At 43.1% G+C, this 11,937-nt stretch carries 15 protein-coding genes; 2 read left to right on the top strand and 13 right to left on the bottom strand.

Features of this window, described 5'->3' with window-relative positions:
* Positions 1-124 precede the first annotated feature (124 nt).
* From MHH93_RS07625 to MHH93_RS07585, 9 genes are all read right to left on the bottom strand, one after another.
* Entirely contained in the window at positions 125-355 is a 231-nt protein-coding gene (locus MHH93_RS07625) for a hypothetical protein (RefSeq protein ID WP_500053536.1), read from the bottom strand.
* Between the two features lie 33 nt (positions 356-388).
* Positions 389-877, bottom strand: coding sequence for a cysteine hydrolase family protein (locus MHH93_RS07620; protein WP_500053535.1), 489 nt, complete (start codon positions 875-877; stop codon positions 389-391).
* A 73-nt stretch (positions 878-950) separates the two neighbouring features.
* Positions 951-1,661, bottom strand: a complete 711-nt coding sequence (locus MHH93_RS07615) for an AAA family ATPase (RefSeq protein ID WP_500053534.1) — start codon at positions 1,659-1,661, stop codon at positions 951-953.
* A gap of 135 nt (positions 1,662-1,796) precedes the next feature.
* The gene (locus MHH93_RS07610) at positions 1,797-2,810 is read right to left on the bottom strand and encodes a GtrA family protein (RefSeq protein ID WP_500053533.1); all 1,014 of its coding nucleotides are present in this window, start codon (positions 2,808-2,810) and stop codon (positions 1,797-1,799) included.
* Entirely contained in the window at positions 2,807-3,820 is a 1,014-nt protein-coding gene (locus MHH93_RS07605) for a phosphodiester glycosidase family protein (RefSeq protein WP_500053532.1), read from the bottom strand. The genes MHH93_RS07610 and MHH93_RS07605 overlap by 4 nt, the downstream gene beginning before the upstream one ends.
* 294 nt (positions 3,821-4,114) lie before the next feature.
* Complete coding sequence (locus MHH93_RS07600) at positions 4,115-5,071, bottom strand: radical SAM protein (RefSeq protein WP_500053531.1); 957 nt, start codon at positions 5,069-5,071, stop codon at positions 4,115-4,117.
* Positions 5,072-5,356: 285 nt separating this feature from the next.
* Positions 5,357-5,935, bottom strand: a complete 579-nt coding sequence (locus tag MHH93_RS07595; RefSeq protein WP_500053530.1) for a GNAT family N-acetyltransferase — start codon at positions 5,933-5,935, stop codon at positions 5,357-5,359.
* A gap of 370 nt (positions 5,936-6,305) precedes the next feature.
* A complete protein-coding gene (locus MHH93_RS07590) occupies positions 6,306-6,920 on the bottom strand; it encodes a histidine phosphatase family protein (protein WP_500053529.1) in 615 nt (204 codons plus the stop codon).
* A 137-nt stretch (positions 6,921-7,057) separates the two neighbouring features.
* Entirely contained in the window at positions 7,058-7,564 is a 507-nt protein-coding gene (locus tag MHH93_RS07585) for a DUF2569 domain-containing protein (RefSeq protein ID WP_500053528.1), read from the bottom strand.
* Between the two features lie 364 nt (positions 7,565-7,928).
* On the opposite strand from MHH93_RS07585, the gene MHH93_RS07580 reads away from it, so the two are divergent.
* Entirely contained in the window at positions 7,929-8,873 is a 945-nt protein-coding gene (locus tag MHH93_RS07580; protein WP_500053527.1) for a hypothetical protein, read from the top strand.
* A 19-nt stretch (positions 8,874-8,892) separates the two neighbouring features.
* On the opposite strand, the gene MHH93_RS07575 is transcribed toward MHH93_RS07580, so the two are convergent.
* The gene (locus MHH93_RS07575; protein WP_500053526.1) at positions 8,893-9,186 is read right to left on the bottom strand and encodes an RNA polymerase alpha subunit C-terminal domain-containing protein; all 294 of its coding nucleotides are present in this window, start codon (positions 9,184-9,186) and stop codon (positions 8,893-8,895) included.
* 77 nt (positions 9,187-9,263) lie between these two features.
* Between MHH93_RS07575 and MHH93_RS07570 the strand changes: the two genes are divergently transcribed.
* A complete protein-coding gene (locus tag MHH93_RS07570) occupies positions 9,264-10,085 on the top strand; it encodes a DUF2785 domain-containing protein (protein ID WP_500053525.1) in 822 nt (273 codons plus the stop codon).
* Positions 10,086-10,188: 103 nt separating this feature from the next.
* Here the strand turns inward: MHH93_RS07570 and MHH93_RS07565 are convergent, their stop codons facing one another.
* From MHH93_RS07565 to MHH93_RS07555, 3 genes are read right to left on the bottom strand one after another with little or no spacing between them, the layout of a single operon-like run.
* Positions 10,189-10,782, bottom strand: coding sequence for a DUF4304 domain-containing protein (locus MHH93_RS07565; protein WP_500053524.1), 594 nt, complete (start codon positions 10,780-10,782; stop codon positions 10,189-10,191).
* A 59-nt stretch (positions 10,783-10,841) separates the two neighbouring features.
* Positions 10,842-11,354, bottom strand: coding sequence for a DUF4275 family protein (locus tag MHH93_RS07560; protein WP_500053523.1), 513 nt, complete (start codon positions 11,352-11,354; stop codon positions 10,842-10,844).
* A 45-nt stretch (positions 11,355-11,399) separates the two neighbouring features.
* Positions 11,400-11,936: an NUDIX domain-containing protein gene (locus MHH93_RS07555; RefSeq protein WP_500053522.1), complete on the bottom strand. Its 537-nt coding sequence runs from the start codon at positions 11,934-11,936 to the stop codon at positions 11,400-11,402.
* Position 11,937 lies beyond the last annotated feature (1 nt).

The raw sequence follows: 11,937 nt of genomic DNA, 5'->3' as shown, positions 1-11,937 counted from the left end.
GCTTGCTCGGTCCTGTTCTCAATATATCGTTTCAACCCCAGCAGATATAGGCAAAGTTTGGTTTTAACCATAGAGTAACCTTACTTTCACAGTGGACATATCTATTAATGAAAAAAAAGACCCCCTAGAGAGTCCGATTATCGTTCTTATCTTTATTTTTGACCAAATATCCAATGGCAAGTGCTGCCGGAGCAACCAAAGGTAAGAAAGTCATCCAATCCATGAAAAGCAGTATGGGCAAGAAAATAAATATTACACTGATGTACATCATCACTGGAGATTTTTTCTTCAATCCTTGTACGCCAAAGACAACTCCTGCCAAAGAGATCAATAAGACAAAAGCAAAATCAGGCACGTTCCATCACCTCCATTTGCATTTAGCCAACACTTAGTGGATTAGATAATCAACTACAGGATATGAGATCACATTGCGGTCTCTGTACGTTGAAGTCACCGCTTCGGGATGTATGCTAAGAATTCCGTTTTGCAACATCACCGGACGAAAGCCTCGCTCCATGGCTCCGTTGTATGTGAATAGAACACATTCCTCTGCGGCAAAACCGGAGATGATCAATAGTTCAATGCCGTGACTCTTCAACACCTGCTCCAGCTCGGTCTGCCAGAAGGCATTGGATGCTTCCTTCGTAACCGTGATATCCTTCTCATTCACATCCACCTCGGGAATAATGCGATACTCATCTGGCGCTGCCTCTTCCATGCCTTCCACATCCTGAACGTGAACAACCTTATGATTATTCGTGCGCAGCACATTAGCCACATGATTAATATACTCACAGGCATGGTCTATCGAAGTCTGGTCCATCTTTTTCCGCACAATACTCTCTTGCATATCAATAATCAGCAAACCTACTTTCATCCAATCTCTCCTCAACAATCAATTTTACGTCACATGGTTTAGTATCTTCCCTTGTTTACACCGATAACTTAACTTAGTCCTTAAAAAGTTCGTTCAGCATCCGGTCGCGGTTCTCCAGAAAACTACGGGTAATCTGATAGTGGTCGGTATCCTCATAGGCTACCTCTTGTATATGGCTATCATCAAAACTTAAAATCTCTGCCCCCGGATATCCGAGCAGAATAGGGGAGTGCGTCGCAATAATGAATTGCGAAGTGCCTGACAGATCATGAAGGATACGCAATAACGAGAGTTGTCTTGCTGGAGATAGAGCGGCTTCGGGCTCGTCGAGCAGATAGATGCCTTTGGAACTGAAGCGGTTGACGAACAGATTGAGAAAAGACTCGCCATGAGATTGTTCATGCAATGAACGCCCTCCATAATATCGAAGTGATTCCGGCATCTCATCGACATGTGATGCAAACTGGTAGAAGGACTCCGAGCGCATGAAGAAGCCATTTGTTATTTTGGGCAACCATGCCAGCCTGAGATAATTCCCGAGCGAGGATTCCGAAGCATGTGTCTCATAGCTATTATTCCTGCCGCCCCCTGCGGTATTGAATCCACATTGATGAGCGATGCCTTCCAGCAGCGTCGATTTCCCTGAACCATTTTCACCTACAAAAAAAGTAATGTTATTCTTGAACTCCAAGCGCTCCAAGGACTGTAGCGAGGGGATGTCAAAAGGATATTGATCTCGATTCTCGATCTTGGCCGACATAAGTTCCACACTTCGAAGATACATAATCATCCTCCCCTATGTGTTCTATTTCAATCTAACGCTCAAATTCATTCCCTTTCCATCGTACCCTATAACGGGGTGCATATGAAACCGTTTCAACAAAAAAGAGCAAGCCATAGGCTTACTCTCTCTTTAGGGTTAATAAACAAACCTACGCTGTGCCCAGTAGCTGAACAGAAAGATGGACACCTCGGTCAACAGCTTCGCTGCGAGCAGTGGGATAATCAGTTTTTCATTATAAAGATACAGTAAACCATAGTTTAATAGCAGCACCAGCAGGACAAGTGAGAAATATTTGGGCAAAGACTGCCGAACCTTCGAGGTTCGTCCTGCGGAGAACACGTATTTCCGATTGATCGTATAGTTGAAGATGGAGCTGCACAATCGTGCTGCAACAACCGACAGAAACAGGTTATGCGTGAAATACTGAATAACGAATAGTAATGCAAAATCAATCAGAGCCGACAGTACCGAAGATGTGCTGAACATCAGAATGGGCATATAGATCCGGAACGAATCAACCAGTGGGCGGAAATGAGAGGACTCATTGTGATCCAGGTACACCGTATCAATAAACTCCTCCGTAATCTCATACCCTTCCTTGTGTGCCGTTAACAGCATGTTCATCTCGTATTCAAACCGATCCCCGGGAATCTGGTTCAGCCAGTCCAGCATGGAGTAGGGAAAACCGCGTAGACCCGTTTGCGTATCATATACCTTGGTACCTGTCGTGAGGGAAAAAACCGACCGTGTGACTGTGTTACCGAAACGGCTGCGTACTGGAATCTTACCACTGAATCGACGACTGCCGAGTACAATTCCGGGTGTCGTTTGTGCGAGCAATACTTCGAAGATACGCTTAATATCATGTGGCAGATGCTGCCCGTCACTGTCTGCACACACTACACCGCCCTGAGGTCCGTACTCTTTAATATACTGAAATCCTGTCTTCAAAGCCCTGCCCTTACCCAGATTGACGGGATGTGTCAGGAGCGTACATCCATAGGCTTCTGCCGTTTCAAAAATTCCTCGGTAACCGGGTCCACTACCATCGTCTACGATCACAATGGGTCCAAGTTTAAATGTCTGTAACTGCAGAATGAGATTCAGTAAACGCACGTCGGGTTCATATGATGGAATTAATATCGTCATGATGCTTGTCCCTCCGTCAGATATAGAATGTCACTTACGCCACGTTCCTGGTTACGCCCCAGCGGATTATTAACGACTCGCCCCATAAAATACATTGTGGATGAACCGCCGCCGTCCAGATTGTAGGCTTCTGTTGCTCCGAGGCCTTTCATAACATCGGCCAGTTCTGCCAGGGTCATGCCACGGCTGTTGTCCTGCCGTCCGTCCACCACCACAAATACGTAATGATTAGGAGCAATCATGCCGATCGCTGTTCTTGGATTTGCGTCTTGAATGGAGCGGTTACCGAAGTTGTTATCGATTTTCACACTGCTAAAATCACTGACAATCTCGCCATCCTGAATCAGAACGGGTCCAAAGGATAATGTATTGGTGGCACCTTCGGTCAGCAGTTCCGAGGAAGATATCTCGTTCTCGTTATATGTTTTCATCGTTCCGTCGTTGAACAGAGCCAGTGCATCCCGTGTTGGGCTGTCCCGGTACAATGTTCCATTTCGAATAATGACACCATCCTCGCGGAATCCATAGTAATCACCATTAATGGCAAAGATCGCATTGTTGGCTGCGGCAATCTCTGATGTATTCTCGGTAATGTTCGTTCCAAAGCTGTTATCCGCCAGCGCGGTTCGCAGGCTACTCGCATCCGTCAGCTGAACATCGGCGACATAATACGTAATCTGATCGGAGCCGGAACCGGTCTGTACCTTTTCGATCTGGACCTTCATATCATCACTCGAATAATTCCAATCATCTGACGTTGCATTCACTTCAGTTGCGGTGGCCGGAGTACTGCTAGAATCATTCGTGTTACCTGTTACTGCCGTTGCCGTGTTCTCATCCGCTACAACGACCTGCACATGCCGGATCAGGTAACGGTCAGCCAGGCTGTACAGGATTCCACCTACCGCAAGTACGATGACAAGTGTGATGATGAACCATCTGCGCTTTCTTGGGGAGATCGGTCTTTTATGTGGGTCTTTCCGGTTTGGTTTCTGATACATCTTCATCATGTGAAGCTCACCTCTTCATCTAAGTTCTTAAGGCCATATTAGGCCGGGTAGCTTAAATGAATCTGAAACCAATTAGAACTAAAGAAAATTCCCCCTGACACTGTGATGACAGAACAACCTTCCCATCGCTGTTATTGTGTGAATGAATAATTCCATAAAAAAAGGCCATCCGTTTTCCCAATTGAGGAAATCAGATCACCTTAATTTTCAATCTATATAGCCCTAAAGGTCACTAATATCGTGTACATGTTTCGTTCAGCTTACATATCAAAACATCTTCAACAGGTCTTCCTGTTATGCGTCTGCAAAAAGAGCATCATATGCGGGACAAGGCCGCTTTTCCAAGAATTCCGTTAACGCCGGTGGCTGTTGGGCATAGATATCCTTCAACGACGTTCCGTTATAGATGTTGCCAATCACGACAGGATGGCATAACTCACAGATGAGAATATCTCCGTTGCCGTGCAAGTGAAGTTGTTTCGTGCCATCCACGCAATTAGAGAAATACACGCCCGGCTGTTCCCGCAAATTCAACTGTTCAGCGAACCGATCCATACAGGTAAAATAGAGAGTAGTATCTGGCTTTTTATGTTCAATTAATCCCGTTACAGATCGAACGAGGGACTCTCTGGATACAATCTGGCTCCAATCGGTATGCGGCATCTTAATGCTGTTCTGGATCTCATGGATGCGCACACCCAGATCATACACCTTATCGCTAATGGCCTGCATGTTCGCTTGGTTACCTTCAAACAGTAACGTTTCCAGTACCGTCTCCAGACCGGCTTCCGTACACATACGGATATTCTGCTCCAGTCTTTCATACATCTGAGGATGCACACGGTAGTACGCAGCATAGGCCTCTGCATCCGTATAGTTGAACGAGATATGGATGTTGGACAATCCTGCATCACGCAATGCAAGAATCCGTTCTTCTGTCAGCAGACTGGCATTACTGTTCAATTGTGTATCGATGCCATGTGCCGCACAGTACGTCACGATCTCCAAGCAATCCTGGTATTTCAGGGTAACTTCTCCCCCGGACAACCGCACGCGCTTGAGACGAGGAAGCTCACTAATAATACGGATGACTTCCTGACTATCAATGCATGCTCCATCATCCCGATTGTAGGCGCAGCAGTAGTCGCATTTATAATTGCAGTTCGATGTCACTCCCACCTCAAGTCCTTCCAGCTCATACACACCGGGTGTTTCCAGTTCGAGTGATTTATATTTGTTTTTGGCTGTCAATTCGTTGTACCTCCTAGTTCCTTCAATCTTCCAAGTTATAATAACTTGAAGATTATAGCGAAAGGCATCAGGTTCACGATATGACATTATGTACGTTGGTTGTTAAAAATAATAAAACCCATTTCCTTAACAAGCAGGAATGGGCCAAAACTTTTCATATGATTATTGGATTAGACAATATAGAATACGATAGCTTGACCTTTTGATACAGTAAGGCTGTATAATTTCTGAATTTCAGTGAGATGTGATGTAGGGTAATCCCAGAATCCCTCAGCATCTGCCTCTTTATTTTTCTTGTTGAGAGTAGAAATCTTCTTTTACGATGGCATACATCTTCAAATCCTGAAGTTCATTTTTCACCCTCATGTACTTCCTCAACACACCTTCGAATTGCATGCCTGCCTTCTCCATTACTTTCGCGGAGCCCGTGTTCTTCACTAAACATTGAGCCTGAATTCGTTCTAATCCCACTTCCTCAAATCCAAATTGGATGATTCGTTTCACCACTTCGGTCATGTAGCCTTGATTCCAATATTGATCAGATAACACATATCCCAACTCGACTCTCCTGTTATCGCTGTCACACCCTAGATAGTTACAACTCCCAATCAGCCGCTTGGTTTGTTTATCTTCAATGCCCCATGGGCCTATTAAATTCACATCATACCGGCTCATGACAAAATCCAAAAAAGCTTTGGTATCTTCTTTGCTCTTGTGCGCGTCCCAGGTAGTGAACTCCGAGACAGCAGGTACAACACAATAACTATACATATCATCCAGATCATCATAGGTAAGGGGACGGAGCAACGTTCTTTCAGTTTCTAATATCGGAAATGGGGCAAAATAACTTTCGATCGGTTTCATAGATTCACCCTCCCAGAGATTGTTAGGACTAAAATATTCACAGTAGTTCGGTCAAAATTGCCTAACTCATCTGTTGTAAAATCATACTTTCTATAACTTTAATCTAATATACGCAGCGATTGCCGTAACTCCTAATGCTACAGTGGATCTAATTTTTAATTCTGCTAATTCCAAACCATCTGTTGGTAGATGAACAAGCATAATATACAAATAATAGAAAGAAACAAGAATTGAGACGACTAACACTACATTTGTAATTCTTTTTATTAACAATAAAATAATCCTTTTCCTCCTTATTCTCAAGGGTGTTCTTCAATCCACAAATCCCGTGATCCAGAGATTCATCCAAGTTTTCTCCAAGGTAAAACAACTAGTCTAGATGACTTAATACATTTGCGCTTCTAAGTTTCCAACCCTGTGCTCCCTTTTCAACGGTATGTACACTGGTGTTGTCCATGGGATAAAAGCTGGACTGATTGCTCCATTCCCTCTTCTCAAGCAGATAATACAGAATGTTAATCACTCCGCCATGAGTAATTAACAGAACATTGGATTGGACTGTGTGTTCCTCTATATCTCTAAGAAGACGCTCGAAAGATGTGCTTATCCGGTTATAAAAATTCCTTGGACTTTCTCCTCCCGGAAAAGGCGAATCCATCTCAAGGGTATTGAAATATACTCCTGGGTAATACTCTTCAGCATCCTTATGAAGCATACCTGCCAACTCTCCGTTATTCATCTCCCGCCAATCTTTCATAAAGCTAGCACGCATGTTTAATCTCTTCTCAATTTCCTGTGTTGTCTGCACTGCACGAGGAAGATCACTGCTCATGATGGTATGTATGTCATACTCCTCAGCATGAAGATGCAAATACTCTCCCAGTCTCTTGGATTGATTGATCCCCTGTTCCGTGAGTCCACGCTCACTCCATCCGCCTCGATAGCCTTCCTCATCCATCCCGTGCCTCACCAGATAAATTTTCAAGCTCTCTCCTCCTTTTCAGATTCCACTGCACAGATTCCTTAACATATATCGATACTTTTACAGCTGCTCTCCATGGAATCAAATAAACCCGACCTTAGATAGCTTCTATCCAAAATCGGGCATTTCCTGCAACCCATTTATCTTACAAATGTATTATGAACTCGTTCCGACTTGATAAAGTAAGGAATCCAGATGGCACAAGTGATGACAGATTTAGCAATATCTCTGATTGAGCTTCCATCTTCCAATTCTTTTGCCAATGGAATCTGGAGTAATAACAGGTAATCAATAATTCCAACAATCAGACTGAGACCATAGAAGATAATCATCAGACGGGGCAATATAGCTTTCTTGCTATAAAACGCAAAAATGGTATAGACACTGAATAATAAAAACAGCGTATTGTACACCATCTCAAAAATAAGTACTGGGCCCCATAGCGGGTGATAATAATCTGATTGTTTGAAAGTTAGCATTTCCCAAGTCTCAGTTGTGAATGTGGGTATGATCTGTTGAAATAATTGCACTGCAAGCAGAATTACTGTAAGAAATAATCCAATCTGGATGAGAATCAGCCAACCACCCAATCCCGACACACCTAGTGGACGGTAATCTGTTTTTTGCTCTGGAATATGTGGTTCCACTTGGTAACACTTCCTTATACATTTTAGTTTTTCAGAGATAAGTCTTCCACGTAATCGTACTCATGCAAATCAAATCTACGGGTACTGCTTTCCCCTTACTACACGTGCGTTGTATGTATACTCACACTTCTTAGAGCTACCTCCCCATCCTCCTCTTATATAGAATTTTACACAACTTCCTTATTGTACTACGTGTGTCAAGGATGAACCCTCCATTTCAGAAACATCGTACTTATACACCGTGAAAGCCAAAGAAGACCTTCGCTATACTTCCGCCATGTTCAGTTTAATACTCGTACGTCATAATCCTCTTATACAGATGCAGATGGTGACTCAGCATTTGACTACAAAGGAGGATATGGATATGTCCAACCCCAAAGTAAACCTTTTGCCTTTTGCCGATATTTCAGATTATGTCGAGGGCTTCGATATCGTTTCCACCCAGTGGGGCGTTGATGGCCTTGTCTATGTGCTGCTGATGAATCAGATTCCCGAAAGAAAACGAGGTATGTTCGTCCAAAGTAAATTGAATCAAAGCTATACGTACAAAGTACTTATTGTGACAGATCAAACTATCGAGGAAGTTGTCATTTTGGGACAAACGTTCAATTATCATTACGTACAACCATTACAAGATCATCTGCTGCTGGTCGGAGCACGCTGTACGAATTACGGCAATGAACATTATGATCTGAACGCCAAAGTATGTGATCTGGACGGAAATACGATCCGTGAGTTTTTGCTAGGAGACGGTATTCAGAGTGTGCAGGTCACAGAGAATGGAACGATCTGGACCAGTTACTTCGATGAAGGGGTATTTGGTAACTATGGATGGAGCGATCCGATTGGATCATATGGTCTGCTGGCTTGGGATAAGCACGGGAATAAACTGTATGAAAATCGTGAAGCTGACATTGCGGATTGTTACGCACTCAATGTGGTGAATGAGAAGCAGGTCTGGTTCTACTTCTATACCGATTTTGAACTCGGTTGTATCTCAGGTGGCACCCATGAACCCAACGTTACATTGATGAATCCAAACATATCCGGTTCCTCCGGCTTCAGTACGGATGGTTATCATTTCTTGTTCGATGCCGGGTACGGTAAACATGGGACGTTTGTACTTAAGAAAATGGAGAAACCCGGTAAATTCAGCAAGGGGCAGAAGATTGATTTGCTAAATGAAGATGGTAAGTCCTTCAAGCAGGCACGGCAGGATTTTCGCCAACATCGTCTGCTACTCAGTGAAGGTAACTTGTTATACCGGGTAACGATGGAGGAGATTATTTCAGCTTCTGGTTTGGATTAATGGAGAGGAGTCAAGAGGGTTATTTCTTAAACAATAATCCCTCTTCTTCCAAGGCGTTTCGCAGTTTAGGCATGGCAGATGGCCCGATTCCGTGCAGTTTCAGGATCTCTTTCTCCGTGTACTCCGCAAGTTGCAGTAGTGTCATAATCCCTTCATTCACCAAGGCGCGTCTGGCAGGAGCTGACAGCAAAGCTAGAAATCCCTCTGTCGGTTTACGTTCAGCTTCGCACGTTGGACAGGTTGGGCAGTCACTTTTTTTATAATACGAATGTCCTTGTTCGCATGTTCTAAGTGTTCCTTTGTCATTTGCCATGTGGGCATCTCTCCTTAGAAATTGTATAATATAACCAAGCCAATCTGAATGATAGTTTAATCATAGGAGCGTGTAGAATGGATTTAAAAGACAAATTAATCTTAATAAAAGAGAATGACTACCAAGCACCTTTAGACATATTTCCATTAGTACAAGAAATGATACATAACATCGGTTCTTTGGATGCCCAACTACGTGATGAATTAATTTACACAACCTTGTCGAATTGGATTCCTGGTAATGCTCTGACTATATACGAACTAGAACAAGTCTTACCCATAGTCTTGGATGAAAACCATTTGTTTTTTGGACTTGGTGAAACAAATTCAGACTCTGTATTCACTCGATCTTTCTCTATGTTGGTTGTATCTCTCTTCTTCACAAGGAATAGAGAATCACCATTTCTCTCAAAAGAACACATTCATCGGATAAAAGAGAGCGTATTCTATAATGTACAAAAAGAGCGTGATTACCGTGGATATGACGAAGTAAAAGGCTGGGCTCATGCCATAGCACATGCAGCAGATGTTTTGGATGATTTGGCTCAATGTACTGAATTAGATGAAATTGACCTCATAACTATTCTCGACCTAGTTTATCAAAAGGCAACCATCACAGATCGCGTTTACTCCGATGGGGAAGATGAAAGAATGGTGAAGTCCATCATTAGTGTCTTAAATAGAAAGATGCTTAGTCAGACTTACATAAAGCAATGGATTCAACGTTTTGGTGATGTCGAGAAAGACCCGGAATTTCTGCCCTCGTTTAGGCAAAAAAATAATATAAAGAACTTTCTAAAGAGCTTATACTTCAGGATTAAATTTCACCAATTGGATGCTGATCTCGGTCTAACTATTGAGCACACATTATATAAAGTAGAACCCGTATATTACTCATGATTATCAGCCCTTCCAAATTAATATCTTTATATCAGAAATATTATCTGGAAAATATCGCAATTGTTATTATTGTTAAATTCAGCTTGTTTTCTTACCATAAAGATCACAATCCATACTCCGCAAAAATGGTTGCATATTTCTTTTCAAATATCGTCCAGCGCTTTTCGGCTCCGTATTTGGCATGTAGTTGCTGTAAATAATACTTGGCTTCTTCCGTATCGCCCGCTTGTAGCAGGAAGCGGAAAGTTTCTTCGCTTAAATGTAGCGCTGTCTTCGCCATATAATAATGGACTATATCTCTGGCCCCTGTTAGCGAGTGTAGGAATGAAATACCCTCTTCCAAATGCGAAACCAGTTCTTTCGATAAAGCGTCCTGATCAGCATCAGGCGTTAGGGAATAGTGGTCCGGAGCGGATGGGACTATTTCCTCGATCCGGCAGATGAAATGCGATTTGTTCTCCAATATGGCCCCACTCGATGCAACGGACTGCAACTCCGCAAGCTCGGTGGAATGGACACTACAGTTAATATAAAACTGCACATGCCTACTGCTGTTATACTTTGATTTTTGAACGTTGAACTTGTATATGAGGTTTTTATCCGCCTTGTAGAAATTCAGATCTTTCTTGGAATAGCCGTGTTTGGTCAATAAGGGTTTGACGTCTGTATTGATGATCTTCTTAAAAAGTTCCTGCATTAGATATCACTCCCAAGGCAAAGTTTATTTAATACGTTGCTACCCTTTTTTGTTCAGAATCATGCTTGTTCTATTTTATAAAAATAAGGACCACACATGGATTCGTGCGTATACACGTAAGTCCATGTAAACGCTCGGTCGAAGATGTAGATATCCTGCTCCGAATCAAAATCCCCTGCAACAATCCGGTTCGCGTTTTCGTATAAGAGCACCCAACCACCATTTTCATACATCACATATACTTCATCTTTCGGCTCGGCATCAAAAGCATCTCGTGCTTCGTCATGTGTCAGACATTTCTGTTGTTCATAACTGAACATATGCCACTTGTACTGGCTATAATGGATAGACTCTTTGACCACATCATCGATATTATTGGCGAATGCTCTGTCCCATTGCTGTACAATCCTTTCGGATTCCTCGTACAGTTCGGAGACAACAACCCCTTTATCCTGCAAATTCTTCTTAAACCTATATTCCTGATGAATACGCTCAATCCCCCAATATGCTCGGTTCAGTTCCAATTCGGGTAAAGTATCCAGCAGCTCGTTAATTTTATCTCGAATCATCATTACCTCCGTATGCTATCTGGATTAAAACACTTGTTCCTTGCCTGCCTATTTAGCTTCTTCTCGCAGCATATGAGCCAGTTTGTACATCTCGGCGATGTCATATCTGTTCTGTGCCTGGAACCTCCGAATCGCTTCATCAATCTCTACCACTTCAACAGCAACCACCTGCTCGCCATCCTCTGGATTCAGCGGATCAGCAACAAGTTCAACGTCTCCATAACCGATGATTCTTACAAAATGGGGGTGCGGGATATGCGGTCGATATGGCTCCAACGCACTGGATGTGCAATAGAATTGACCAAAAATCTGATAGGATCGCATTTCTGCCCCAAGTTCCTCCATCAGTTCGCGCTTCAGTCCGTCCATATACGGCTCACCTGCTTCAAGCGTCCCCCCAGGCAGCTCCCAATCTCCATTATCCAGTTGGAAAACGACACATTGATCCGCGACAAATGGAATGATGCTAATATTGCTCACCAGCTTTTCATCCACGATGTCGTTTAATCTGAACTCTGCCTCAACAATGCCCCAATGAATCGACGTCGTCAGTGCCGGGAATTGTTCTGCATTCAAGCTGCTCATC

Source organism: Priestia sp. FSL H7-0729 (assembly GCF_038005685.1).
Lineage (GTDB): Bacteria > Bacillota > Bacilli > Paenibacillales > Paenibacillaceae > Paenibacillus.
The sequence above is the reverse complement of the archived record's forward strand: the minus strand, read 5'-3'. Positions and strand labels throughout refer to the sequence as shown.

What these genes read in the sequence shown, in the direction of transcription:
- MHH93_RS07620 (WP_500053535.1), bottom strand. Translation starts at nt 877, where the DNA reads ATGAAAGTAGGTTTGCTGATTATTGATATGCAAGAGAGTATTGTGCGG.
- MHH93_RS07615 (WP_500053534.1), bottom strand. Translation starts at nt 1,661, where the DNA reads ATGTATCTTCGAAGTGTGGAACTTATGTCGGCCAAGATCGAGAATCGA.
- MHH93_RS07610 (WP_500053533.1), bottom strand. Translation starts at nt 2,810, where the DNA reads ATGACGATATTAATTCCATCATATGAACCCGACGTGCGTTTACTGAAT.
- MHH93_RS07605 (WP_500053532.1), bottom strand. Translation starts at nt 3,820, where the DNA reads ATGATGAAGATGTATCAGAAACCAAACCGGAAAGACCCACATAAAAGA.
- MHH93_RS07595 (WP_500053530.1), bottom strand. Translation starts at nt 5,935, where the DNA reads ATGAAACCGATCGAAAGTTATTTTGCCCCATTTCCGATATTAGAAACT.
- MHH93_RS07580 (WP_500053527.1), top strand. Translation starts at nt 7,929, where the DNA reads ATGTCCAACCCCAAAGTAAACCTTTTGCCTTTTGCCGATATTTCAGAT.
- MHH93_RS07575 (WP_500053526.1), bottom strand. Translation starts at nt 9,186, where the DNA reads ATGGCAAATGACAAAGGAACACTTAGAACATGCGAACAAGGACATTCG.
- MHH93_RS07570 (WP_500053525.1), top strand. Translation starts at nt 9,264, where the DNA reads ATGGATTTAAAAGACAAATTAATCTTAATAAAAGAGAATGACTACCAA.
- MHH93_RS07565 (WP_500053524.1), bottom strand. Translation starts at nt 10,782, where the DNA reads ATGCAGGAACTTTTTAAGAAGATCATCAATACAGACGTCAAACCCTTA.
- MHH93_RS07560 (WP_500053523.1), bottom strand. Translation starts at nt 11,354, where the DNA reads ATGATGATTCGAGATAAAATTAACGAGCTGCTGGATACTTTACCCGAA.
- MHH93_RS07555 (WP_500053522.1), bottom strand. Translation starts at nt 11,936, where the DNA reads ATGAGCAGCTTGAATGCAGAACAATTCCCGGCACTGACGACGTCGATT.